Genomic DNA, 26761 nt, shown 5'->3' with positions numbered 1-26761 from the left:
AAGAAGAAATTGGAGAAAGACTCATTATTATACAAGATAGCGAATGGCCTGAAAGATATGTGCTACATTTGGGCCAAAGAGATACGTTCCACCGTCACGGACGAGGGCGTGCTCATCTTTTTCATCCTGGTACCCCTCGCCTACCCACTCCTCTACTCGTGGATATACAACAACGAAGTAGTCAGAGAGGTGCCTGTGGCCATTGTAGACGAGAGCCATAGTCACACCAGCCGCGCCTTCATCCGTGCGTTCGACGCCTCACCCGACACCAAGGCTACCTACTATTGCACGAACATGGACGAGGCCAAGGAGCTTATCGGCAAGCAGGTCGTGCACGGCTACCTGTATTTCCCGAAGGATTTCGAGCGGAAATTGTTCCGTGGCGAGCAAGCGCACGTAAGTGTATTCTGCGACATGAGCCTTATGCTTACCTACAAAGCTATCTATCAGACGGCGTTAGCCGTTTCGCAAGACATCAACTCGCAAATTCAGATTGCGAGGTCGCGCAACCTCACAAACCGTGACGACGAGATTACGACAAAGCCGCTCGACTTCGACGAAGTACCCATTTTCAACACCACCGGCGGCTATGGCAATGCCGTCATTCCGGGTGTGCTCATGCTCATTTTGCAACAAACGCTTCTCCTCGGAATCGGACTTGCTGCCGGTACCGCCCGTGAAAACAACCGCTATCAGGATCTTGTCCCCATCAGTAAGCACTATGTCGGCATTTTCCGTATCGTGCTGGGCAAGGCGCTTTGCTATTTCATGGTCTATCTGGTCATGGGCACTTACCTGGCTTTAGCCGTCCCCCGCATGTTCGGCTTTACGTCGATGATCACGGCCGTCAACCTTTTCGGGCTACTGATACCCTACATCCTGTCGTGTACATTCTTCGGGATGGCCCTGTCATGTATTGTCCGCTACCGCGAAAACGTCATGCTGTTGGTCGTATTCACCTCTGTCCCCCTGCTTTTCATGACCGGTATCTCATGGCCTCAATCCAACATCCCGGGGATATGGCAAGGCTTGTCTTGGCTCTTTCCTTCTACCTTTGGCGTGCGAGGTTTCCTGCGTCTGAGCAGCATGGGAGCCAATCTGGCTGACATTCTACCCGAATACCAAGCGCTTTGGTTACAGGTTGTGGGTTATTTCTTCCTTACCTGTGCCGTTTATCGCAGCCAGCTCAAGCAGACTCGCAGCCACGCAGCTACTCATATCGACATGATCAGACAGAAGGCCAAGGAAGCCAAACAGCGAAAAGCTGCCGGCACCACAGTCTCCTGAACATCACCCCACATCAACCGAAAAGTCCCATTGCCTACACCGAAGCAATGGGACTTTTCTTTTATTCCGCCGAAATAGCTATTTGATAGTCACGTCAACGATCTTCGTCGGGGACTTTTCTTTATTACGGCGGTTAACAAATGTCACTACCGACTGCGCCAGACTCAAGAAAGCCTGACCGGTAACGGTATCTACCTTCGTAGCTGCCGGCTCACCGCTATCACCGCTTTCGCAGATGCTCTGCACAATCGGAATCTGCGCCAACAGCGGCACATTCAGCTCTTCTGCCAGTTTTTTACCTCCGTCTCGACCAAAAATATAATACTTGTTTTCGGGCAATTCGGCCGGCGTAAAGTAGGCCATGTTCTCTACCAGTCCCAGAATAGGCACGTCTACCTTGTCATTCTGATACATATCAATCCCCTTGCGGGCATCGGCCAAGGCCACATTCTGCGGCGTGCTCACGATAACGGCACCCGTAATGGCCAGCGTCTGCAACAGCGTCAGGTGAATATCGCTCGTTCCGGGAGGCGTATCGAGGATGAAATAGTCCAGTTCGCCCCAGTCGGCGTCGGCTATCAGCTGCTTCAAAGCCGACGTTGCCATGCCGCCACGCCACAACGTTGCCGTGTCGGGATTGACAAAGAAACCGATACTCAGCAGCTTCACACCATATTTTTCAATCGGTTCGATGAGCTGTCGACCCTCTTTCTCTATGCCATAAGGGCGCTCATCTTCTACACCGAACATCTTGGGCATAGACGGACCGAAGATATCCGTATCGAGCAGGCCCACCTTATAACCCAATTTAGCCAAGGCGATAGCCAGATTGGCCGACACCGTGCTCTTGCCTACACCACCCTTGCCCGAACTTACCGCGATGATATTCTTCACGTCGGGCAGTAGCTTGCCTACTTCTGGGCGTGGTTTCGACTTGTATTCCAACTCTATCTCCACCTTAACATCCTTGTCTACATGATAGTGGATGGCCGCCTCAGCCGCCTTTACCGTTGATTTGAGGAACGGATCGGTCTCGCGCGGAAACAGCAAAACCAGCTTCACCTTCATGCCGTCAATGCTTGGCGTATCAGCCAGCATTTTACTCTCAATCAGATTCTTCTTTGTTCCGGGATAGATAACCGTTGCCAGAGCGTCGGTTATCAGTTTAGGATATAATGTCTTCATATTTTCTGAATATTATAAATAATGTATATACGATACCGCAATGGGTATTTGTTCTATCAAACGCGCCCCTACGGACAGTTACTTCGATGTATCCAGACTACTGCGCTTAAGCCGATGATAGCTGCGATAGTCGTCGAGCGGAATCTCCACATCGGGTTCTTGCAGTTCGCCTGCGCGTGGAAGCCTGAACTTCTGGTACTTGATATTCAATCCACGCTCTATCCACATATTCTCATAATAGGTCTGAATAGACAGAATTTTACGCGTCTCGTCGTCAATTCCCTCCGTATGATAAAGGTCTTCCGTGCGGAAAAGCACCGGCAGACGGTTCAAGTCTACCATCAACCGTGTATAAGTAAAGAGGAAATTGGAGTCTGTTTTCAAATGGATAATGCCACCATCCACCAAAAACTTACGATAACGGTTCATGAAAAAGGTGGAGGTTAAGCGCTTGTGAGCGTTCTTCATCTGCGGATCCGAGAAGGTAAGCCATATCTCCCGCACCTCGTCGGTGTCGAAGAAGCGGTCTATAATCTCTATGCTCGTACGCAGAAAGGCCACATTCTTCTGTCCTTCTTCCAGCGCTTTTTTAGCTCCCGTCCACATGCGGGCACCCTTAATGTCGACGCCGATGAAGTTCATTTCCGGATAAAGTTTGGCCAATTCCACCGTATATTCGCCCTTGCCGCAACCTAATTCCAGCACAATCGGATGATCGTTTCCGAAATATCGTTCGCGCCAATGCCCTTTCATGTCAAACGGAACATTATCGATTACAGAGAACGGGTATTGAAACACATTCTCGAAAGTCTCCATCTCGGCAAACTTTGCCAGCTTTCCTTTTCCCATATAACGCTTTGATTTTAGGTTACAAAGGTAACGATAAATTTAGAAAGGCACAAATAAAGCCCGCCGATAAGCTTACCGCGGGCCGCAAACAGATATGGTTTGCAATATTATTCTATCACAACAGTGGTCCAGCCGTGCTTGTCCTCAATAGCGCCATACTGGATTCCACGCAGCGTTTCGTAGAGTTTGGTCGACCATGGCCCCGGCTTTTCGCTGAAATGATATACCTTCCCTGTGTCGAGATCATCCAACTGAGAGATAGGCGATATGACCGCTGCCGTGCCACAGGCACCCGCTTCCTCAAACGTTGCGAGCTCCTCTTCGGGTATCGGCCGGCGTTCCACCTTCATCCCTAAGTCTTCCGCTATCTGCATCAGGCTTTTGTTGGTAATAGAAGGCAGGATAGACGTGCTCTTCGGGGTCACGTATGTATTGTTCTTTATGCCAAAAAAGTTGGCTGCTCCACACTCATCCACGTATTTCTTTTCCTTCGCGTCCAAGTAGAACTCGCTGCTATAGCCTTTCTCGGCCACAACTGCGTGGGGCAACATGGACGCCGCGTAGTTGCCACCTACTTTGTAAGTACCGGTGCCAAGCGGTGCCGCACGGTCGTAGTCACGGATGATGGCGTACTTGTTACAAGCAAAACCGCCCTTGAAATAAGGCCCTACGGGTGTAACGAAGATGAGAAAGCAGTATTCTCTCGCGGGATGAACGCCCACCTGCGCGCTCGTTCCGATGAGCAGCGGACGGATATAGAGCGTGGCTCCGCTCTCATAAGTAGGTACATACTCCTGATTGAGGCGTACTACTTTCTTGACCATTTCGGTGAAAAGTTCGGTCGAAACCTCAGGCATAACAATGCCACGGCAGGTTTTTTGCAGGCGAGCCGCATTCTCTTCTACACGGAAAACGCGCACCTTACCGTCCGGACAACGATAGGCTTTCAGTCCTTCGAACGCCTCCTGACCATAATGTAGACACGTGGCAGCCATGTGTAGCTTCAGATACTCGTCCGAACACACTTCTATTTCTCCCCACTTGCCGTCCCTATAATAGCAGCGAACATTATAATCTGTCGGCATATATTTAAATGACAGATTTGCCCAATCGAGATTTTTCATAACATAATAGTTTAAAAGTTCTACGTTAGAATCTTGCACAAAAATACAAATAATAATGCTTCTTTGCAACGATTTCTCACGTAATTTCGTTAAATATCAAGTATGCGACACGCTCTCAGCCTAAACACGGCCATCATCGAGTATCTTCTTTACCTCTTGGTCGGCCTTGGTTAGCTTGTCCCGACACAGCTTCATTAGCTTCTGTGCCTTCTTGAGTCGCTCGCCCATGACATCAATATCAAGCTCATTGTTTTCCATTTGGGCCACAATATGCTCCAACTCCTTTACGGCGTCTTCGTATTTGATTTCTTCTTTTGCCATATTCCTTATTTGATGATTGATTTTACACTACCTTTTTCCAGTCTTGTCACGATTTCGTCGCCTTTGCGCAGTTGGGCGGCGCTTCTTACCACACGCCCGTCGCACGTCGTGATACTGTAGCCTCGCTTGAGCAAGAGAGCCGGGTCAAGAGCCACGGCCCGTTGCCGCAACAGCCGCAAACGATACTCTTCGCGTTCCAACCGCCGCGTCGCGGCCGGCCGCAATCGCCGTTCCAGCAACTCCAGTCGATGTCTGTCGTGTGACAATCGGGTAGCCACGGCAGCCGTCATGGTTTGAAACAGTCTGTGCAACTTGGCTTCCTGCCGCTCCCTGAAGAGCGAAAAGACAATGGGCAACTTCTCCCCCAGCCGCCGTAGCCGCAACTGTTCTACTTCCATACGATGGCCAACGGCTGCGACAAGTCGCTCTCCGGCACCCGTCACTCGGTCGTAAACGACCGTCAGATGGTCAATCAGCAATGCCGCCGCGGCCGTAGGTGTCTTCACACTTCGGAACGCCACCAAATCAAGAATGCTCTGATCGCGCTCATGGCCTATACCCGTGATGATGGGGAGCGGAAAGTTGGCCACGTTCTCAGCCAATTCCAGCGTGTCGAAACCACTCAAATCGCTCGTTGCGCCACCACCTCGGATGATGACGACCACGTCGAAATCGTCTATCCTTCGGTTGATTTCGTTCAGCGCGTTAATCACACTGGCACTGACGGCCTCGCCCTGCATCGTGGCCGGAAACAGGCGGGGAGCAAACCACAGACCATCTTCGTTGCTGTCCAACTGATGACAGAAGTCGCCATAACCGGCCGAGTTAGCACTCGATATGACGGCCACGCGCTGCGCGAACATCGGCAACGAGAGTTCTTTCTGCAGTTCAAACACGCCTTCTGCCTTGAGTTGGCGAATAATCTCCTGACGGCGACGGGCCATGTCGCCCATGGTAAACTCGGGATTGACATCGCTCACGATCCACGAAAAGCCATAAGCCTCGTGGAAATTGGCCGAAACCTTCAGCAACACCTTCATGCCGGGCCGCATCGGTCGCCCCGTGACGCGTTCAAAATGCTGCCTCACAAACATCCAAGTGTTCTGCCAGCACTTTGCCGAAGCCTTAGCGATGGGCGTATTGCTATACTCGTCTTTCTCCACGAGTTCCATATAGCAGTGGCCACGTACCTCACGCAGCTCCGACAGTTCGGCTTCTACCCAATAATCGTCGGGCATCGTCAGCTCGAGCGACTGCCTCACCAAGTTGTTCAGCTCATAGAGCGTCAGGTTTTGCTTCATGTCTGTTGCTTTGTTTCTTACCAAGGGTATAAGCCTTCCAAAAGTCCGGCAGGCCATAACCAAACACATTATCGGGATGCGCGACATTGTTGCCACACAGCCGCACTAATTCGATGATTTCACGGGCCGACTTTTCGGGCAACGCCTGCCACAAACAGGCGACAAGTCCCGCAACAAGCGGTGCCGAAAACGAGGTTCCCATGTCGTTGACGATGGTGCCCCGCCCCGTGATAATGGCGGTGGGGCTACCGTATGCCACCACATCGGGCTTCACACGACCATCGGCGGTCGGCCCCACCGAACTGAAAGCAGCGTTCAATCCATTGGGACTGATAGAGCCAACGGTCAGAATATCATGAGCGTCGGCCGGTACATTGATTTTCTTCCATGTACCCATACCGTCGTTGCCGGCACTATTGACCAGCACGATTCCTTTACCGGCCACCATCGACGCCATGCGCGAAATCAGCGCTTTACGCCCCGTGAGGTCGGAATAACGGTAACTCGTCGCCTTGTCGTCGTACTCATGGTAACCTAATGACGAGTTGATGACATCGACACCGACCGAGTCGGCAAACTCCACCGCTGCGGTCCAGAAGTCTTCTTCCGACAGGCTTTCGGTCTGATGGGCCTCAGAGCGCAACAGCATATAGGATGCCTGAGGAGCCGAACCCACATAAATATCGGGCTGATTGACGGCCATCACCGACAGCACTTTCGTGCCATGCTCCATCTCCTGAAAGATATTGGGCGATCGGGGGACAACGAAATCGCGCAGTCCCACGAGCTTCAGCGCATGAAAAGCGGGTATCTTGTCTACATTCATAAAGCCGGCGTCGAGCACGGCTATCATCATGCCCTTGCCCCGATAGCCTGCCGCGTGCAATCGAATGCCGTTCAGGCTGTTTATCTGGTCGCGCGTAATGCCGTATGGATGGTGTTGCAGGGTGTCCCAGTCTTGAAATTCCTTACGAAAAGAGGCCCTGAAAGATGATTCATGCCGCTTGGGCGAAGAGAAAACAAGCTTCACGTCGGTGACAAACGGCAGTTTTTCGACCCGCGTCATCTGTGAGGGCTTGGCACATCTGACAAGCAGTGAATTGTTCCACTTGCTCTTTCCAACCACCGATATGCCTTGAGTGGCTACGGCGTCGATATATTTTTGGGAAACAGGAAGGTCGGTGGAGTCGATGGCGATATGCTGCCGCCGGCGGCGTTCCAACGCACGCTGTGAGAGAAAAGCCTCGGGATGGTCGATTGAAAAGCCCGTCTCGGCCTTGTCGCGCAGCGTAACTCTGAACAAGAAGCATTTGCCGCCGGGGAAAACCGACATATTAGAAGTTTCTCTCTGGGCCAAAACCGAGAGAGCGGAGAGGATAAAAACAAAAGAAAGCAATAGCTTCTTCATGCGGGAAATCTACTTTTTTATTCCATGCAAAAATATACAAAACCATCCAATCTACAAAACATAAATACGGGAAAACGGCCATGCCGCGTGGCGATTCATCACGTTCCGCCCACTCTCTTTGCGCACGATCCACTTCCTTGAATATCACCCTACCCTCTTCTCAGACTTTACGAAGCAGCTGATTTGTCAATTTTTATTCACTCAAAAGCAACCTTTCAAATGGAGCCATACAGCTTTGAAACGGGGGCTAAAAAGCTTTGAAATGATGATAGATGAACAATAAAATTGCAAAAGCTATGCTTTGACAACGCGAAAGCAGCCCTTTTAGCCGGTCAAAGCATAGCTTTCACTGCGTCATAAGGCAGCTTTTAGGTGCTAAAAAAGGGCATTTTCGAGGTTAAAAACAAGGCTCTAAAAGGCCAAAAACAACTAACTCGTTGATTATGAATGCCATACAAACTTGCGCAGGATTCGCTTATTCGCGATCAAAGATATTTTATTTCAGAATAACGCAGCCATTTTTGAGCTTTTGTAAAATAAATTCAGCATCGGAATATGCGCCGAACGGGGCTGACATTTGTCTGTTTTCAGAACACGAAAAAGCAAGATCAGGACTGCCAAAATATAAATAATTAGCCAAATATTTGGGCAAAATAAAAAGAAATACTACATTTGTACGCTTATCTCTTTGAAGGAGATAACGAGAAGGCAGGTTGTCGGCATGACATCCTGTGGCCATTCTCACTCGGGGTTGACATGGATTTGACGGCGAGATGAAATGGTATGTAAGCATGCGGAGCCTCGATGGCTAGCTCCAAAATCTGAGTGATCAAAAAATTAATTGGCGAAAACAATTACGCTCTCGCTGCCTAATCGAAGCATAGTAGATTACTGGCTTTATTCCGTTACAAGGTAATGGAACGAGACATCGCTCCAAGGATGTTGTTCCGAATCCAAGGGTCAAGCGGTGCAGGTAAATCGGAAATAGCGTGAGTATGCCTCGCTGCTCGCGTGAAAATTTAGAGGATAAGGCTTCAGTTGGTGGTCCGGATCTTGCTGAAGCTCGAAAATGAAGGCCGGAATAAGCATGTAGAAAGCATATGGTTTCCTTGTGCGGACGTGGGTTCGAATCCCACCAGCTCCACTTCAAGTGCTTTGAAAAAGGCAAAAATGTAATCGAGCGTGTGCCTGTTTTGACGCATCCTCGTTTTGTAAAAGTATAAAGCCTGCCCACTTCGTCGAAGCGGGCAGGCTTTATGCTTTATAGTTATGAGATCATTTATTTCAAAAGCGAGGGCGGTTTTGATTCCTCATGGGCAAGAATAGCGATATGTGAACGTTCCAGGTGGAGGGTCTTGTCTTTTCCTTTCCCCATGCCCGGATATTCTTTTTCTATCAATAAATTCGTGAGATATTTCCGCAAGTCTTCCTCCTGCGGCACATTCAGCTTCTTGCGGATGTGGTTGCGCGTCACGTCGACGTTGTTTTCCGTTTTTTCGAGCAGCAGACTGATTTCGCTCCGCTTCTTCCCCGCGAGGATAAGACGACACACATCCGTTTCTGATTTCGTGAGACTGGGGAAGTGCCGGGCGAAGTCGCATTCGTCCACCAAGTGGTTTTTCAGATGCATGCGCACGGCATTGACGAGGTTGCGCTGCGACACGGGCGTGAGCATGGCGAAGAGACGGTCCACGTCGTCTGTCGATGGATTGTCGCGACTGCCCATTCGCAGATAGGCTTCTATCTCCCGTTTGTTCAATCTGACGGCCCGCAACAGTGCCGTCTCGCGATATTGCAGGCTGGCATTCTCCTTCGACACGCTCATCACGTTGTGCTGCAGCAGTTCGCCCAGCACACAAAGGAAAAACTGCACGAAGAGAAAGAAGCCGAACAGCTGCCAAAGCGCGGGTTCGTGAAGATAAGAGGCTACACAACCGTAGCTGGTCACGCTGATGAAGGAGACGATGAAGGGGGTGAACCGGACAAAGCTCATCACAAGGAAGAAGATCGCCAGCAGCGATGTTATCTGATTGATAAGGATGAGTTGCAGAAAATGGTCGGGCCGCACCGTGGCGAAATAAAAGAAACGCACGGCGATGGTGCACTGTGCCACGAGCGCCACGAGCGAGAAAGCCTTGGAAAGCGTCAGCCGCCGCGTAAGATAGAGCGACAACGAAAAGAGACACGTCGCCAGATGGATGCCGCTCATCGTCCGTGGCAACGCTTCCTGCGAACCTCCAAGCCCCATGAACTGCAAGGAGATGACGGTAACAACGAGTACGGAGTGGAGCAAATATACAATGACGCGGTGCCGCCCGATGATGTTTTCGGCGCGCGACTGCAAGAAGGCCGAAACTTTTTCAGTGAGAGAATGAAAGATCATTGTTGTCGTTTTACTTTTTATAACGGCTGCAAAGATACGTTTTTATTTTCTCTTTGTCAAGCGTTTTATTAAGTGTTTTTAGGGGGATATTAAGGTTTTTAAGAGGTAACAACACGTTAAAAATGACTTTTTATTAAAAAAACTCAAATTCACAACTCTTTTTTGTTATTTTTGTATAATCTTTTTGCTGTTTTCGCATAAATGTTTCTTGCCGAATTGCTCGGAAGAGAACCGTCCGGCATGTAAGCACGCGGAGCCTCGATGGCTAACTCCAAAATCTGAGTGATCGAAAATATAATTGCCGTAACTTCAATGAGTTGCGGCAATTATTTGTTTGGTATAAAACGAATTGACCAAATATCGATCAGTGTGCCATCATTTGATCTATATATTCATAGAATTTAGGATCTTCACCAACGAAGATGCGGTCGATTCTTCCTTCCGGATCGATGATGACTTTGGTGGGATATCCCGATATTGCGTATTTGACATCCACTGCAGTCTGTTCCGTATTGCGGACTTGCAGCCAGGGCAAAGCGTGTTTACTGACCGCTTCTTTCCATCGCGTCTCTGTGTCACCACAGTCGACACCTACGATTTCCATCTTTTCTTTATATTTATCGTAATACTTCTTCATATCGGGAAACCCCTTAATGCACCATCCGCACCAGCTTCCCCAGAAGTCAAGAATGGCGTATTTTCCCCTCAAAGATTTGAGCGAGAATGGTTGACCGCTGAGGTCATCAAGCGTAAAATCCGGGGCCGGCGCACCTTTAGTGAGCCTTTTGCTCGTTTCCTCTTTTTGTTTTCTTTTTTCGTACGATTCTTTGACTGACAGATAAATGCTTTTCAGACGACCTTCTTTTACAGCTTGGGTGAGCAGAGGGTCGACTTTGAAAAACGTATCAATATCAAGTTCGTTCAGAAGAAGGATTGCAGCCTCACTGGTTGGATTCGTCCGGATATAGCTCATGATGGCTGTATTCTTCTTTTGTGTTATTTCCTTTTGAGTCTGTTTAATATAAGATTTAAGAGAATCCTGAGTGATACCGTTCTTTTGCATCGTTCCATAAGTTCTGATCATCTGCTGATAGTCTTTCCTAAAAAGAGTATTGGCGACAGCCTCCCCGTATATCTTGTAAAACGGAGAGCCCGATATATGATAATCAATAGATGTTCCACTGATTATGAGTTCTCCTCCCGGAATTCCGACAATACGAATATTCAATGGCATGATAGTCATCAAAGTATCCTTAGACTGGCGTTTCCCGTAAATGAAAAGATTCGTTACTTCGTTTAGCGGTATATTGAAGGTAGCCACTCCTTTGACGGGTAGAGTCTTGAAAGGAGGGTCCCATTGCTGCTCGACGTTATTCATCGGATAGACCATAATTGTGTCTGTGATGTCGCTGAGCGCGATCTCGATACGAATGCCCGATGTTTTTGCGCTGGTTGAAATCATGCTCAGCCAGACAAAGGTTGTCAATAACCAAATTAATTTTGTTTTCATTGTTCCCATAAAAAATAAGATGTTACTATAATCTTTTTATTTTTTGTCTTTTATTTCCTATTTTGCCGATATCGGATCGAAAATCTCCGTATTCTCCGGAATAGCCCATTGTGGATTGTATTTTAAGATCGCGTTGTCAATAGGAAGCGACTGAAAATACGGATCCGAGATTGCTTTACTGTAATTCTTATTGCCACAGGTGTGCACAATGGTCGCTTTGCTCCAAGGCTTACCGATATCTAAGGCATAGCGCTTAAGGTCTAATGTACGCTGAAATGTAGCCATCGGCTGTTCGCGACGACGTTCCGCAAGGATCTCATTCAGCAACTGCTCTTGATTAAGTGCAGATCCGCCGGGCAAATCGGTTGTAACTCCTTTCCCTAAATCATAGCGGTATTTGCGCAACAGATTCAAGTCGGCAAGAGCTGTCTGGAGATTTCCTGTTCGTGCTTCAGCCTCAGCTTTCATCAAGATGAGTAATGGATAGGTGAGTGCTTCGGTCGTATTGAGGTTCTTATCACGGAAATAGACAAGTCGAATGCCATCATCGTATTTTACGGTTCCAACCGTCGTCGAATAGCCGGGATAATTGAGGGCAAACAATTTCCATCTTAAATCGCAGTCTTTGTCAAACAATGATTTCCAATCAGCTGATGGATAGAACTTGGCAGAAGAGTAGCTGTAAGGGGCATACCTGAAAAGTAGATTTTCCTTATTGCGTGTTTTGGCAAAGTCATTGTCAGGCCCCCGGAAAGTCATCGCTGTTTCTGGGGAAACGCCAGGGTCTACACTGACGGGCGTTGTTGCCTCATAATGGAAGTCACGAAAGTCGTATAGCATTTTCTCTACACTTTTTCGATCATTTAAAGCTAACTCCCAGGCTTTCTTACAATCAGCCTGCATATTTTTCCAATCTCTCATATACATATAGTATTCGGCACGCAAGCCATAGGCACAAGTACGGTTGACGCGACTTGGATTACTGATATTCAGTGGGCAATTCGCACATGCGTAGTCCAGATCTTCCTTCACTTGCTTAAAGATTTCATCGGTTGTCGATAAGTCTCTGTTAGGAGTAGTAGGATCACCTGAAGTCCGGCACGGTATCACCTTTGTGTCATTCTTGCCATTCGGATCATACATGGGACCATAAGTGAGAGCAAGATTCATGTACAGCCATGCCCTACCCGCTTTGGCTTCGGCGATAATACTTTTAGCATATTCCGATTCCTTGTCGATCTTGGAGATACCATCCACGACATTATTAAAATATCCGATTGCTCGATAGCTGTAGGTCCATGTGAAAGGAGTTACAGTCAGACGCATAATCGGCGAATAAAAGATATAAGCTGCAAGGATGTCTAAATTAGGAAAAGTGGCTGTATATTGATAATTGAGCTGATTTTCGCTAATCTCAAGATTGTCACCCATAGCTGCATAAAAACAACCGTTATTGTTGTCATACATAAAAAATTGTAGGGTGAGTTCATTGTTCAATAGATTCTCAAACTGTGAAATCTCGGTCGGTATCATCTTGCCCACAGGTTTGACATCCAAATAGTCACTACAAGAGGAAATGAGAATTCCACTTAATATTATAATGATTAAATTGAATATTCTTTTCATATTAGTAAGATTTTAGAAACAAAAGGAAAGGCCAATGTAAAATTCCGGATTCATAGGAAGCACCGTATAGCCGGCATTAGAAGAAGCTCCCATTCTGCCGGTCATATTGTTCTCATAGGTTTCAGGATCGATATCGCAATCAGAAGCGGTGATTCTGAACAGATTGCGTGCCTGCAGATAGATGCGTGCATCTGACATTCTGATGTGGTAGATGAGATTGGACGGGACGGTATATGTCAGTGTGACGTCGCGAAGTTTCACATAACTTGCATTTCCAATATTCACATCGCAGAACGGGAAATAAAAAGTATCCATACTCCAACTTTTCAGTACCGGATAGATTGTATGGTTTTCGTCTCCCTGCTTTTGCCATCTCTCTGGGAAATGCCTATTCAAATAGTTCGCTCCATGAAATACATCTTTGCGGTATTTATGTCCGAACTTGCCGATGAGCATGAAAGAAAGGTTGAAGTCGCGATATGTAAAGTTGTTCGTAAAAGACATCTCTGTTTTTGGAACAGTTGTTCCCAAATAGTGAATATCATCAACAGTTACAGCTGAAGCTAATTTCTTAGCTCCATCTGCCGCGTAAACCATAGCTTCTCCTTTATTATTCAGCCCGGCAAACTGGTAGCCGAACAGACTGTACATGGGATATCCTTCGGCGTGAATCGGACTCGTCCAAGCCCAAGCTGTAGGGTAAAGTCGGGAAACATTATACTTCTTCACTTTGCTATGATTGAATGAAATATTGTAAACCACATCCCATTTCAAATTTTTATTGCTAATGGGTGTTCCATGAATGGATAATTCGTAACCGTTGTTATCAATGGCTCCGACATTCTTATTCATCTTCAAAGCACCGGTCGTTGGATCCGTGGCGTCGTTAGCCAACAAGTCTGTACTCTTTTTCAGATAATAGTCGAAAGTAAATCCTAACCTATTATCAAGCATATCCACGTCGAATCCCACATTCGTCGTGGCCGTTTTTTCCCACCGGAGTTGATTGTTGGGAAACGAGGCAATACCATACGAGATTCCTTCCGTATCGCTACTATAGTTGCCTGTGGATAAAATCAAGTCAGGACCTTCGGTTAATGAAATGTTTCCGTTGATACCATAAGAGGCGCGAAGATTCATTCTGTTGATCCAAGGAATATTAAAAAAAGCTTCATTCTTGATTTTCCATGTACCCCCAACAGACCAAATGGGCTTATGACGATATTTTGGATCGGTTCCGAAAAAGTTGGTAAGGTCTTCACGAATACTTCCGCTGACCAGATAACGGTTATCATATTCGTATGATCCGTTGAAATACCAAGAAACAAAACGACGGTCTGCATACCCATAAGAGCCGTAATTCACATAATAAGCTATTGGTATCACAGAATAGATCATATCCTGCATGTAACTGTTGGTCTTGAAATCCTTAATGTTGATAGGCGTATATGTACCGGCTATTTGATTGTAACCGAGTCTTGTTTCATACTGGTTATTATCACTGGTGATTCTTCTGATCTCGTTACCGGCTAATGCACTGACATGATGCTTGTCGAAATCGTGTGTGTAGTTAATTTGCGTGCGAAGCGTCCAGTTCTCATTCGTATAACGCTTTTCATTGATCATGTCGCCATTAGGTACATAATGATAGGATGGAGTGCTGATAGATGTACTGTTGTTATACGACAACCGCATCATGTAGCTATTCTCTTCGTAGATACTCTTTTCGATGATATTGCCGCGCGACCAATTTCCTCCGACTTCAGCAGAGAGATCGCTCGTGATGTTGAACTTTAGAAAACTACTGAACTGCATGGAGAATTTCTGAGCCGTATTGTAACTGTCGTAGGCTTCTTGGATGGGATTGTAGTCGGTATTCTTTAGCCCGCTGTATTTCTTATACAACTCATCTACAGCATAACTGGTGGAATGGAGCTTAGTCAAATTACCGTTTTCATCTACCACTCTTTCATAAGGGCGGAAAAATTGGGTCATTCCTGTAACCAGATCCCAGTTTGCGATCGGCGATCGAGAGCGTGAATAATTGATACCTGCAGTGATGCCAATCTTGAGGAATTTGTATGGACTCCACTCATTTTTGAGGTCGAGTAGCAACCGGTTATCATGTGTGTTGATGAATGAAGAACGGTTGTTCATGTAGTTTAAGACCAGATTATAGCGGTTCATTTCATTGCCACCACTGAGCCGGAGATTATGCGTCTGCGTAAAAGCCGTGCGAAACATATTCTTTTCTACATCTTTCAGCCCGTTGATCTGACGTAGTGCATTGATCTGACTATTGAACTCTTCGTCGGTCATCAGTCCTGCTCTGTGCATTGTGAGCATCTTATTGACCGGACTCTGGTAAACCGATTTGTTCGCTAAAGAATACGTTGTACTGGTCGGTGAGAGATTATAAAGCGCCAGTTCGGCATCGATGAAATCAGAAGTAGATGTCTGATGGAGATAGTCAAGATTAGGTTTAGTTTCAAAACGGAATGATCCCTTGTAACTGAGTGTAGCTTTTCCACGCTTTTCCAACTTGGTTGTCACGACAATCACACCATTGGCGGCACGTGAACCATAGATAGACGCGGCCACACCATCCTTTAGCACAGTGATATTCTCGATATTATCAGGGTTGAGATCACTTAGCGATAGCTCTGTCGGATAGCCGTCGACAACAACCAGTGGATTGGATTCGGCGATGAGAGTGGAGATTCCTCGGATCGAGATATTACCGTCTTTATCGAGCACTACGCCTGCTATTTGGCCTTCTATAATATTCTTCAGATTAGCGTTAAGCTTCGAGTCGAGTTGCTGGGAATTCATTGTTCCGAACGAGCCTGTAGCCCGTTCACGTGAAATTGTCTGATAACCGGTCACGATAACGTCACTGAACGTGTTTGACTCATCATGCAGAATAATAACATTTCTCGAAGAAGGAGCTTTGCGTTCGAGTGTCTTCTTTCCGATATACGAGAACGACAATGCTTGGTTAGGTGCCACTCCTGACAGACTGTAGTTACCATCAACATCGGTAACCGTACCATTCGAAGTGCCCACAACCTTCACTGTAACGCCGACGAGCGGTTCTCCGTCTGAATCGAGAACCCGTCCGCTGACGGTATTGGGTAACTTCGATACAGATGCTTGGTTGGTCTTACGTATCTGGATAAACTCGTTATTCACAGAAGAAATGAAAGGCAACCCGTTGAGGATAGTCTTGACTGCTTCCGGTGCAGTTGCTCCTTTAATGGTAGTCGTAACGGTGTACTTACTCACTTCATCATAAGAGTAATTGATTTTATAGTACCCAGATTGCACTTCAACTTGACGTAAAGCTACAGGAAGGGTAACCTTGTTGAGTGTCAGCGAGATTTTCTTGCCTTGCGCGTTTGTTTCCAAGGCTATTAGAGACAGAATTAAGCCCAGGATCACCGAGAGGAATTTGGTCTTTCTCATAATTTATACATTTTACATGGTTGATATTTATAAAAGGCGGTTCCATCGGGAACTATTCTATAAGTAATACAGAGAAAAAGCGAAATCGGTACAATAAAAAGATAGAATCAGTTTCTTCGATTGATTTTTCTATCTGATAATCACTGTTCCATGTTCCTGTTCGATATGTATCACACCTAACTCGTTCAGATTTTTAATCGCTTCTTGCAACTTATTTTTCCGATTTGCAACGAAATGTAAACGCACATTCATTTTCTGAGGATCATCAAACATGATATTGACATTATACCATCTGCCTAATTCCTGCATGATTTCGAACAGCGACTGATTGTCGAAATAAAAAAAACCATTACGCCTTTGAATGTATGAATAAGTATCTACTTCTGTCACGGTAAAACTTTTATTGCTCTTCCAGCATGCCATTTCGCCCGGTTTAATTGTTCGGAACACTTTCCCGTTACCTATTGCTACACTGCCTTCGATCAGCACTATATTAGCATTACCAGCCGAATAAGCACACAAGTTGAACGTTGTACCATATACAATCGCTGTAAAAAAGTCAGTTCTTACTTCAAACTGACGTCCGTATTCTTTAGCTACTTCAAAATAGGCTTCACCTTGTAATGTTACTATTCGTTTGTTCTCTGTAAATGTCTTGGGGAATGTGAGCTTGCTATCAGCATTCATCCATACTTTCGTTCCGTCCGGAAGAGTTGCTTGACAATCCTTTCCACGGGGTGTAATCAATGTAAACATACGAGCAGAAGCCTTGGCAGGAGACTTCCGGAACGACATAGCATGATTTTTAATGGCTTTTTTTTCACCATTATCAGCTGCTAATACTACCTCCTTCGCTGTATGGGAAGCGCTAAATACACGGACCGAATTTAATCGTTCCGGCTTATTTGTAAGAATGAAAAACAACAGTAAGACGGCAGCAGAGGTAACAATTCCAAAAAAGAAACGCCATATAATGGTTTTCCGACGCTTCTTTTGGCCTGTATCCGTATTTATTTCCATATACCGGCTGAATCGTTTCCACTCTGATTTAACATCAGGTTTAGGCGCACATTCACGCAAAACAGCACTCCGAAACTCCAGCATTTCACGATTTATCTGTTCAGTATGCTTTGCTTTATTTATATCTTCGGTAGATTTTTCCATTTCTTTATTTCTTTAAATATATAACCGGCTTTTTCGTTTTCAGGTATTATTTTTCACTGTTTTTAGCATTACATATTTTTCTTAGTTGCGCGAAAGCCCTCGTTAGTATTTTACTCACGCCATCGACCGAGATTCCCAAAAGATCGGCTATTTCCTTATATGACCGCTCGTTGAAATATTTTTCATGCAATACATAGCGTGTTCGGCTTGACATTTTCTTTATTTCTGCCTGCATGAGTTGAATCCTTTGTTCTTTCTCTTGCCAGTCTTCGTCATCTATTTCACAGAACAGGAGTGGGTACTCTTTCACCATTCTGTGAATACGGTTCTTTTGTCTCAGATGGTCAATACACTTGTTTCTCACGCTTGAATACAAATAAGAGTCGATTCTCTTTCTATCAATCTTCGAACGCCTATTCCAGATTGCAGCGAACACTTCACTTACAATATCCCTACATTCGTCTCCTTCTTTCAGATAATCGAAGGCGAAATAATAAAGCTGCTTATATTTTTCATCGAATAGTTTTTCAAATTCGCTCTTGTGGAGGGTATTAAGCATCATAACCTAATCTTTAACGTAGCTTTATGAATTCATATCTTGGGATAACTCATAGTATAGTCTGTGGTTCTTTATAACAGGGAAAGACGATATCAGCTTTTTCGCACGTGAGAGTGATACCAAACCATAAAATGATCGTTCCACACAATGTCCCATTCGCCTATTAAACAGCCGAAGAAATCATATTCCTCAGGTATTCGTCCATTTCTTGCATTGCTACACAATGCTGTTATAAATCCATTCATCTGATAATATGCAATTTATTGGTGTCCGGTAAAAACTGATTGACAGTTCTGCAAGCCTTTATTTATCGATACTACAGGCATGTATAGCCGGTAGTGGCTTACTTTTTGCCCCAAATAACAACCCTTGCTAAAAACATTCCTTTTGGTTTGGTGTTTTCCGCGCGCCGGGAAAGGTCGTCGGCATTTGCCGGGATGTTTGCAGAGGTTCTGCAAGTCTGCCGGCATTTGCCGTGGCGTTTGCAGTGGTTCTGCATTTAACATCTGTTTTGTCTTGATGTCTTCCGAGAGCCCGGAAAGCCTGCCGTCATTTGCCGGGACGGCGAAAAGGCATGATTTATCGCTATAATTTGTTTATCGGACAGCAATATATGCAATTATAGTTTGCTTATTATTGCCGGGAGCGGCTGTCATTCAGAATCGGTTGAGCGTTTCGACGATGTATTCCACTTCATTGTCGGTCAGCGTCGGGTTGCAGGGAATACTGAGTTCGGTGCGGGCCAGTTTCTCGGTGACGGGAAACGAGAGTTTGTTCAGACTTTTGTAGCAGCGTTGGCGATGGGGCGCGACGGGATAATGGAGGGCCGTTTCGATACCGTTGTCATGTAGGTATTGTCGCAGGTCGTCGCGGCGGTCGCAAAAAACGGGAAAGATATGGTGCACGTTGTCGGCTATCGGGTCGAACGACAGCGAGATGGCTGGATTGTCGATATGAGCGATCATGTATTCGGCAATATCCTTTCGGCGTTGGTTTTCACGGTCAAGGTATTTCAATTTCACGTCCAGCACAGCGGCCTGAAGTTCGTCGATGCGGCTGTTACGCCCCTTGTGAGCATAGAAATACTTACGTTCGGAACCATAATTACCCAGCGATCGGACTACCGTAGCCAGTTCGTCATCGTCCGTCGTCACGGCTCCGGCATCGCCCAAGGCACCAAGATTCTTCGTCGGATAGAAGCTGTGGCCGGCCGCATGGCCCAAATGACCGGTCTTTCGTTGGTTGTAAGTACAGCCGGCCGCATGCGCGTTGTCTTCAATCAGCATCAACTGGTGGCGCTTACAGACCTCGGCAATGGCTTCGTTCATGGCGCAACGACCGTAGAGATGCACCAAAAGCACGGCTCGGGTTTTATTGGTGATGGCCCGTTTCATGAGATAATCGTCGAGCTCGAGCGAGGAATAATACGGTTCTACCAGCACAGGCTTCAGTCCATTCTCGGTAATGGCAAGGATGGAAGCAATGTAAGTGTTGGCCGGCACAATCACTTCGTCGCCTTCTTTCAGCTTCCCCATCTCCTTGTAGGCACGAAAGATGAGCGTCAAAGCGTCGAGTCCGTTACCGCAACCAATGCAATGGCGAGTTCCGATGTAGTCGGTATATGCCGTTTCAAACGTTTTTGTGGCCTCACCAAGCAGATACCAGCCTGAGGCAACGACCTGATTGGCCGCCTCTTGAATCTCTTCCGAATGTTGTTCGGTTATTTTTTTTAATGAAAGATATTCTATTTTCATACGTTCCATTCGTACCAATCCCAACACAAACCTCGGGCGCCGTAGCCTTCTTTCTGAAAAATGAGATTCTCGTTTAAATATAATCCCCGGTTCTCCGTGGAGCGTCCGAAGTCGAAATAGCGATATTCAGCCAATGTTTCGGGTATGATTTGACTGTAGATTTTGTCGATAGCGCCCCACTGTTTGCCCTTGGCGCTGGCCGAACTGTACTGCGCGTGCGCCACCTGCGGCGTGAGATAGAGCACCACTCCGGCCAATAGTTCGCCATCGACAGTGGCTGTATAGAGCTTGATATGGTCGGGAAAACGGCTGTGGAGCAAGCTGATTTCGTCCAAATTATGCACCGGTTGCACGCCATATTTGGCATTAAGATTCTCTGTCAGTATCTCCCAGAAACCCGCAAAGTCGTCTGATTGTCGCACGACAACACCTTGTTTGTCGGCCCTATCGACCGCTCTGCGACGCACGCGCTGCCATCTCTGCTCACTGCCACGGGTTATGACCGAGCCAATGTCACGGGCGACAAGGCGTGCCCGGCATGTTCTGAAGATGGCATACAGGTCTTCTTCGGCCGCCATGCGGTGATAAACCCAAGGAATACACTTGTAGATAACCTTTTCAATCCCTTGTGTCCGCAGATAAGCGTTCAGCTCCTCGAAGAGCCTGACGGTATTGGCGGCTGTGGCCTGAGCGTCCATGACGAGGCCGCCGTAGGTCAACCCGGCGTGCGATCGCAAGATATTGCCTTCCCGATTGGCCGGCAGGATGGCGTAAAGGCTGTCTTTAAGATAGAAAAGAAGGGAGAAATCGGCAAACCGCTGTTGGTGATAGTCCATGTAGTCGCGGTCGAAGAGGAACGTTCCGTTCTTCGACCGGGTCACGAAAAGGTTCCATTCGTCCCGCAACCGAGCTGTGTATCTCCTTATTTCGAACATTTCAAATAGGCCAGAAACTGTTGGTAATCACGTATATAGTCTTCTTCCTGAAACGCGTCGGAGGCCAGCGACAAGCAGACGGCACCGCTGGAGAAGTCCTCCAGCGTGCGCCATATACCCCTATCGATGAGCAGTGCCTGGTAGGGATGGTTCATGTGATAGGTCCATCGTTCCGTCCCGTTGTCCAAAACGACGTCGAAACTGCCGCTCACTGCTATCACCGCCGAGCGACAATGTCGGTGGGCGTGACCTCCACGGCTCTCTCCGGCCGGCACGTCGTAGGTCCAGTACACTCTCTTAATCTCAAAAGGAATATGTCGTAGCTGCTCCGCCACCGTCAGGTTACCCCTCGGATCGGTTATTCGAGGCAGCTCGATGATTTCTCCTAACGGACTTGTCATGTGTCGAAAATATAATTTTGATTAATCGGGGATGATGGTTTCGGCCAGCCGTTTGGCCTTGTCGCGCAACAGGTTGATATCCGCGCCCAACTCGTCGTAACACAGCACCACGCCCATACGACGTCCCACGTGCTGCGTGGGCTTGCCGAAGACGCGCACACGGGTGCGGTCTTCTTTCAGAGCTTCCATGAGTTGATAGTCGGGTTCACGGTCGGCTTCCTCCTTGGCCAGCACCACGGCGCTGCAACCGTAGTGCTCCAAGTGAATGGCGGGGATGGGCCAGCCCATGACGGCCCGCAGATGAAGCTCAAACTCGCTCAGGTTAGTGGTATGACCGAGCGTTACCATGCCCGTGTCGTGGGGCCTTGGACTCAGTTCGGAGAAGATAACCTCTCCCTGTTTGGTCATGAAAAACTCCACGCCCCATAGGCCATAGCCCGTCAATGCCTTCGTCACTTCGGCGGCCATGTGGCGCGCCTGCTTCAGCGCTTCGTCCGAAATATGATACGGTTGCCAGCTTTCGCGGTAGTCACCACCCTTCTGTATATGGCCGATGGGAGGACAGAAGAGTGTCGGCCCATCCTTCTGCGTCACCGTAAGCAGCGTAAATTCAGAGTCGAAGTCGATAAATTCCTCGATAATCACTTCCCTCACGTCGCCACGTCCTTCCTCCATGGCTTCGTGGAAAGCCGCTTCCAGTTCGTCGTCGTTACGCACATAGCTCTGCCCATGCCCACTCGAACTCATCAGGGGCTTCACCACGCAGGGGAAGCCGATGGCGTCTGCCGCCGTTTTAAACTCGTCGAAGGTCTTCGCGTAGAAATATTTGGCGGTGCGCAAGCCCAGCTCCCGCGACGCCAGGTCACGGATGGCACGGCGGTTCATGGTGTAGTTGACGGCTCGTGCCGAAGGAACCACCTGAATGCCTTGCCGCTCGAAGTCGAACAAACGCTCGGTACGAATCGCTTCTATCTCCGGAACGATGATGTCGGGGCGATGCTTCCTGACCGCCATGGTGAGCGCGTCGCCGTCGAGCATGCTAAATATCTCTCGCTCATCGGCCACCTGCATGGCCGGCGCGTTGTCGTATTTGTCGCAGGCCACCACGTAGAGACCGGCTCGTTTGGCGGCAATCGTAAACTCCTTGCCCAGTTCTCCCGAGCCCAGTAACATGATTTTCTTCATTCTAATCTTGTTTATTGTCGTGCTGTTTGTTGGCTGTGGCCATACGTTTCGTTATCTGTTGCCGTACATCCGGGCATAATATTTCTGATAATCACCGCTTGTTACTTCCTCTATCCAGGCCTGATTGTCGAGGTTCCACTTGATGGTCTTCACGATACCGTCGGCAAACTTCGTTTCGGGAGTCCAGCCCAACTCATTCTTTATCTTCGTGGGATCGATGGCATAGCGCAGGTCGTGGCCCAAACGGTCGGCCACATACGTGATGAGATCGTTGTTAATCCAACTGATGTCGATATCTCCGTTGGCGTCCTTCACCTGCTTTTTCAGTATATGGCGCAAGCTCTTATCGGCTTCCATTATATCGTGAACGGTCTTGACGGTGAGTTTCACGATGTCGATATTCGTCATTTCGTTGTGTCCCCCCACGTTGTAGACCTCACCCTCGCGGCCTTCACGCACCACCAGATCAATGGCCTTGCAGTGGTCTTCCACGTAAAGCCAGTCGCGCACGTTGAGCCCTTGGCCGTAGACGGGCAGCGGTTTGCCTTCCAGAATGTTATTGATGATAAGCGGAATGAGCTTTTCGGGAAAGTGATAAGGCCCGTAGTTATTGGAACAACGGGTGATGGTGACGGGCATGCGGTAGGTGTCATGATAGGCCATGACAAACAAGTCGGCACTCGTCTTGCTGGCACTGTATGGACTGTGCGGGCATAGCGGCGTCTGTTCGGTGAAGAATCCCTCCGCTCCCAAGCTGCCGTAGACCTCGTCGGTGGACACCTGATGATAGCGTTTGCCAGCTTTCCACGTGGGACGGCCCTGCGCGTCCTTGCCGGTGACCCACGCCTGTCGGGCCGCGTCGAGCAAATTCTGCGTTCCCAGGATGTTGACGCTCAGGAAAAGCTGCGGATCTTCAATGCTGCGGTCCACATGGCTCTCGGCCGCGAAGTTGACAAGATAGTCGATATCGTACTCGGCAAAGAGGTTGTCGAGCAGTTTTCGGTCGCGAATATCGCCTTTCACGAAGACGCAACGCTCACCGTCGATGTCCTCCTTGATGGTTCCCAAGTTGCCCGCGTAGGTCAGCGCGTCGAGGATAATCACTTTAATATCCTCGTTTCGATACTTTACGTGCAGCAGATACTTGATGAAATTAGCACCGATAAAACCGGCGCCTCCCGTTACTAAATAGGTTTTCATATATATATAATAATGTATAATTAGCAGGTTAAACTTACTCCGGAAACTCGCGAATGATGCCGAAGATGGCCGAAAAGGCAAGAATCTGTTTTTTACGTGTCATGTTGTTAGGCTTTATGATGCCGAAAGATTCGGTTCAATGCTTACCCCCCAGCGTGACGACTTCGCAGTCGGTAAACCGACTGCCGTCGATGGTGAGCCTCACGAGGGTGCGCTCCCGGTGCCAGCCTTGCAGTCCAGCGGCGCCCGGATTAATGTGCAACAGGTTCAGCCGCTTGTCGGGCATAATCTTGAGGATGTGCGAATGGCCCGAAATGAACAGGTTGGGTGGCGACGCGAACAGCTTATTCACGATAGAGCGGTCGTACCTGCCCGGATAGCCGCCGATGTGTGTCATCATCACGTCCACGTCCTCACACTTGAAACGCAGCGTCTCGGGATAGCGGGCGCGCAGGTCGTAGCCATCGCAGTTGCCATAGACGGCCCTGAACGTGGGCTTCATGGCCTCAAAACGGTCGGCCAGTTCCGGCGATCCGATGTCGCCCGCGTGCCATATCTCGTCGCAGTCGTCCAGATAGGTGACGTATTTGTCATCCCAATAGGCGTGCGTATCGCTGATAATTCCAATCTTTTTCATCGGTCGGGAGTCATTTGAAAACGGCGACGGACAAAGTCTTCTATCAACTCGGCCGTACCTTTCAGCCCCAACGGGCCGGAGTTGACGCAGAGGTCGTAGCTCGACGCGTGTCCCCATTTCTTGCCCGTGTAATAGTTGTAGTAGGCCGCGCGACTTTCTTCCTTATCCTCTATCAACTTGCGGGCAGCCTCCTCGTTCAGTCGCAGCCGCTCGGCGACACGTCGCAACCGCTCTTCCGGGTCGGCCGTGATAAAGATGTTGACCACATTCCGATAGTCGCGAAGGATGTAGTCGGCCGTGCGGCCTACGAAAACGCAGTCCGATTGTTCGGCCGCTTTGCGGATGGCGTCGCTCTGAAACTGGTAAAGACTCTCCTGCGAGAAGTCGTTCCTGTAGAAATTGCTCTCGCCCAGGAGCGGGACATGCACGTGGAAGAGCGAGCGCAGAAATCCTTTCCGCTCGTCGTTCTGCTCGAAGAATCTCTCGCAGAAGCCGCTTTCCTTGGCGGCCAGGTTCAGAATCTCCCTGTCGTAGAACACAAAGCCCAGGTTGCGGGCCAGCTCCTTGGCGATCAACAGACCGCCACTGCCGATCTGCCGACCTATGTTGATGATACGCGTATGGTTGTTCATGGGCGCGAAGTGTTATATGTTTTATTGAACTTTTTCATATATACCGTCATGATTACGGCCGCTACGACGGCTGCCGTCAAGTCGGACGAAGGCAAAGCGTACCAAACGCCGTTGACACCCCAGAACTCCGGCAGAATGGCCAGGAGAGGCAAGAGGAACAACAGCTGACGTGAGAGGCTCATGAAGATGCTTATTTTCACCTTGCCGATACATTGGAAGAAGTTGGCAATCACCATTTGATAGCCTATCACGGGAAATACAAGCATGTTGATGCGAATGGCCGGGATGGCCAAAGCGATGAGCGCCGTGTCGGTGGTGAACATGCGGGCGCAATAATAAGGCAGGAACATGGCCACGAGCCAGCCGGCTGTCATGATGACGGTGGCGTAAATGATACTGAGCCTCAGCACTTGCAGCATACGATCGACACGCTCGGCCCCGTAGTTATAGCCCGCGATGGGCTGCATGCCCTGATTGATACCCATCACAAACATGATGAATACCGTGGCGATACCATTGCTGATGCCGTAGGCACCCACCGCCATGTCGCCGCCGAACTTCACGAATTGGTTGTTCATGAAGATGACGATGATGCAGGCGCACACGTTCATCAGGAACGGCGAGATACCGATTCCGATGATATTCTTCACTAAGTTGGCCTTCAGCCGATAGATTCCGCGTTTCAGATGGAGCAGTTCTTTCTGGTTGCTGAAGAGCTTCATCTGCCACATGAGAGCCAGAATTTGCGAGATGATGGTAGCGAGAGCGGCCCCACGAATACCCCAGTGCCACCACCAGATGAACACCACGTCGAGCAGAATATTGCAAACCACCGTAAACATGGTGGCGTACATGGCCTGACGGGGCTTGCTGGCCGCACGCAACACGGCGTTCATGCCAAAGTACATGTGCGTGAAGACGTTGCCCAGCAGGATAATCTGCATGAAGTCGCGGGCATAGGGAATCGTCTGATCGCTGGCGCCGAAGAACCGGAGGATAGGGTCGAGAAACGCGAGACACGTGAATCCCAGCACAAGTCCTACAATCAGGTTGAGCGTAACGGTATTACCCAGAATGTTTTCGGCCGTGGCATAGTCCTTCTGTCCCAGCTTCACGGAAATAGCCGTTGAGGATCCCACGCCCACGGCGGCGCCGAACGCGCTCGAGAGATTCATGAAAGGAAAGGTAATGGCCAGTCCCGAGATAGCCATGGGACCCACCACCTGCCCGATGAACACGCGGTCGATGATGTTGTAGAGCGACGAAGCCGTCATGGCAATGATGGCCGGCAGGGCGTATTGTATCAATAGCGAACCTACGGGCTTGGTTCCCAATTCGAGTGTCGCTTGCTTGTTATTGTCCATAATTTTGTCTTTTGTTGCCGCGGGTGGAGCATATCGCAGAACCGATAAGTCCTTGTAAAGATGATAGCTAACCATTCATCCCGACAACCTCACCCCCCTACAACCTTTCTACAAAGATACTGCAAACACGGCAAACCGCAAAGAAAACCCTGAAGAAAAGCCACGCCGCGGCTGTAGAATCCTTTCCGGCAACGATATGATAAGCTGTAACAAGCCAAAAGGAAGAACATTTCAACACCGAATTTATTTGACAAAAACGCGAAAATGGCTGCGTTATTCTGAAATAAAATATCTTTGGTCGAAAATAAGCGATTCCTGCGTGAGTTTGTATTACGCTCATAATCAACGCGTTAGTTGTTTTTAGTCTTTCAGAGCGCTGTTTTTGACTTCTAAAAAACTCTTTTTCAGCAGTCAAAAGCAGCCTTATGACACTCCAAAAGCAGTGCTTTGACCGGCTAAAAGGGCTGCTTT

The 26761-nt window shown here is 48.3% G+C and carries 21 protein-coding genes and 1 other RNA gene; 2 read left to right on the top strand and 20 right to left on the bottom strand.

Annotation, left to right across the window (positions count from 1 at the left end; all coding sequences use genetic code 11):
- The first annotated feature begins 9 nt into the window (after positions 1-9).
- Complete coding sequence (locus JHU38_RS04460; RefSeq protein WP_369917297.1) at positions 10-1287, top strand: ABC transporter permease; 1278 nt, start codon at positions 10-12, stop codon at positions 1285-1287.
- A gap of 78 nt (positions 1288-1365) precedes the next feature.
- Here the strand turns inward: JHU38_RS04460 and JHU38_RS04455 are convergent, their stop codons facing one another.
- The 6 genes from JHU38_RS04455 to JHU38_RS04430 form a co-directional block, all read right to left on the bottom strand.
- Positions 1366-2472 carry an Mrp/NBP35 family ATP-binding protein gene (locus JHU38_RS04455; RefSeq protein WP_107583023.1) on the bottom strand — a complete coding sequence of 369 codons (1107 nt, stop codon included), beginning with the start codon at positions 2470-2472 and terminating at the stop codon, positions 1366-1368.
- Between the two features lie 78 nt (positions 2473-2550).
- Positions 2551-3321 carry a tRNA (guanosine(46)-N7)-methyltransferase TrmB gene (gene trmB / locus JHU38_RS04450; protein ID WP_107583025.1) on the bottom strand — a complete coding sequence of 257 codons (771 nt, stop codon included), beginning with the start codon at positions 3319-3321 and terminating at the stop codon, positions 2551-2553.
- 107 nt (positions 3322-3428) lie between these two features.
- Positions 3429-4445 (bottom strand): branched-chain amino acid aminotransferase, encoded by a 1017-nt coding sequence (locus JHU38_RS04445; protein WP_107583027.1) that lies wholly within the window; start codon positions 4443-4445, stop codon positions 3429-3431.
- Positions 4446-4565: 120 nt separating this feature from the next.
- Positions 4566-4766, bottom strand: coding sequence for an exodeoxyribonuclease VII small subunit (gene xseB / locus JHU38_RS04440; protein ID WP_107583029.1), 201 nt, complete (start codon positions 4764-4766; stop codon positions 4566-4568).
- A gap of 5 nt (positions 4767-4771) precedes the next feature.
- Positions 4772-6067 carry an exodeoxyribonuclease VII large subunit gene (gene xseA, locus JHU38_RS04435; protein ID WP_107583031.1) on the bottom strand — a complete coding sequence of 432 codons (1296 nt, stop codon included), beginning with the start codon at positions 6065-6067 and terminating at the stop codon, positions 4772-4774.
- A complete protein-coding gene (locus JHU38_RS04430) occupies positions 6042-7475 on the bottom strand; it encodes a S8 family serine peptidase (RefSeq protein ID WP_107583033.1) in 1434 nt (477 codons plus the stop codon). The genes xseA and JHU38_RS04430 overlap by 26 nt, the downstream gene beginning before the upstream one ends.
- Before the next feature lie 747 nt (positions 7476-8222).
- Here JHU38_RS04430 and ssrA point away from each other — a divergent pair.
- Positions 8223-8622, top strand: a transfer-messenger RNA (tmRNA) gene (gene ssrA / locus JHU38_RS04425).
- A gap of 132 nt (positions 8623-8754) precedes the next feature.
- Here the strand turns inward: ssrA and JHU38_RS04420 are convergent.
- From JHU38_RS04420 to JHU38_RS04355, 14 genes are all read right to left on the bottom strand, one after another.
- Positions 8755-9858, bottom strand: coding sequence for a helix-turn-helix transcriptional regulator (locus JHU38_RS04420; RefSeq protein WP_107583034.1), 1104 nt, complete (start codon positions 9856-9858; stop codon positions 8755-8757).
- Positions 9859-10222: 364 nt separating this feature from the next.
- Positions 10223-11368 carry a TlpA family protein disulfide reductase gene (locus JHU38_RS04415; protein WP_158267324.1) on the bottom strand — a complete coding sequence of 382 codons (1146 nt, stop codon included), beginning with the start codon at positions 11366-11368 and terminating at the stop codon, positions 10223-10225.
- Between the two features lie 57 nt (positions 11369-11425).
- Positions 11426-12994 (bottom strand): RagB/SusD family nutrient uptake outer membrane protein, encoded by a 1569-nt coding sequence (locus JHU38_RS04410; RefSeq protein ID WP_107583038.1) that lies wholly within the window; start codon positions 12992-12994, stop codon positions 11426-11428.
- A gap of 12 nt (positions 12995-13006) precedes the next feature.
- Positions 13007-16459: a SusC/RagA family TonB-linked outer membrane protein gene (locus tag JHU38_RS04405; protein ID WP_107583040.1), complete on the bottom strand. Its 3453-nt coding sequence runs from the start codon at positions 16457-16459 to the stop codon at positions 13007-13009.
- A gap of 129 nt (positions 16460-16588) precedes the next feature.
- A complete protein-coding gene (locus JHU38_RS04400) occupies positions 16589-17623 on the bottom strand; it encodes a FecR family protein (protein WP_107583042.1) in 1035 nt (344 codons plus the stop codon).
- A gap of 46 nt (positions 17624-17669) precedes the next feature.
- Positions 17670-18185, bottom strand: coding sequence for an RNA polymerase sigma factor (locus tag JHU38_RS04395; RefSeq protein WP_107583044.1), 516 nt, complete (start codon positions 18183-18185; stop codon positions 17670-17672).
- Positions 18186-18838: 653 nt separating this feature from the next.
- Positions 18839-19936: a DegT/DnrJ/EryC1/StrS family aminotransferase gene (locus tag JHU38_RS04390; RefSeq protein ID WP_394370895.1), complete on the bottom strand. Its 1098-nt coding sequence runs from the start codon at positions 19934-19936 to the stop codon at positions 18839-18841.
- Positions 19933-20871, bottom strand: coding sequence for a GNAT family N-acetyltransferase (locus JHU38_RS04385; RefSeq protein WP_107583047.1), 939 nt, complete (start codon positions 20869-20871; stop codon positions 19933-19935). Before JHU38_RS04385 ends, JHU38_RS04390 begins: the two co-directional genes overlap by 4 nt.
- Positions 20859-21272, bottom strand: a complete 414-nt coding sequence (locus tag JHU38_RS04380) for a sugar 3,4-ketoisomerase (protein ID WP_107583049.1) — start codon at positions 21270-21272, stop codon at positions 20859-20861. The genes JHU38_RS04385 and JHU38_RS04380 overlap by 13 nt, the downstream gene beginning before the upstream one ends.
- 21 nt (positions 21273-21293) lie before the next feature.
- Positions 21294-22457 carry a formate-dependent phosphoribosylglycinamide formyltransferase gene (purT, locus tag JHU38_RS04375; RefSeq protein WP_107583051.1) on the bottom strand — a complete coding sequence of 388 codons (1164 nt, stop codon included), beginning with the start codon at positions 22455-22457 and terminating at the stop codon, positions 21294-21296.
- Positions 22458-22508: 51 nt separating this feature from the next.
- A complete protein-coding gene (rfbB, locus tag JHU38_RS04370) occupies positions 22509-23657 on the bottom strand; it encodes a dTDP-glucose 4,6-dehydratase (RefSeq protein WP_107583053.1) in 1149 nt (382 codons plus the stop codon).
- A gap of 136 nt (positions 23658-23793) precedes the next feature.
- A complete protein-coding gene (locus JHU38_RS04365; RefSeq protein ID WP_107583055.1) occupies positions 23794-24294 on the bottom strand; it encodes a metallophosphoesterase family protein in 501 nt (166 codons plus the stop codon).
- Positions 24291-24926 (bottom strand): cytidylate kinase-like family protein, encoded by a 636-nt coding sequence (locus JHU38_RS04360; protein WP_107583057.1) that lies wholly within the window; start codon positions 24924-24926, stop codon positions 24291-24293. The genes JHU38_RS04365 and JHU38_RS04360 overlap by 4 nt, the downstream gene beginning before the upstream one ends.
- On the bottom strand, positions 24923-26290 hold the full coding sequence (locus JHU38_RS04355; RefSeq protein ID WP_107583211.1) for an MATE family efflux transporter: 1368 nt from the start codon (positions 26288-26290) through the stop codon (positions 24923-24925). Before JHU38_RS04355 ends, JHU38_RS04360 begins: the two co-directional genes overlap by 4 nt.
- Positions 26291-26761 lie beyond the last annotated feature (471 nt).

It is taken from the genome of Prevotella illustrans (assembly GCF_017426725.1).
Lineage (GTDB): Bacteria > Bacteroidota > Bacteroidia > Bacteroidales > Bacteroidaceae > Prevotella > Prevotella illustrans.
This window is presented reverse-complemented; position numbering and strand designations above follow the sequence as displayed.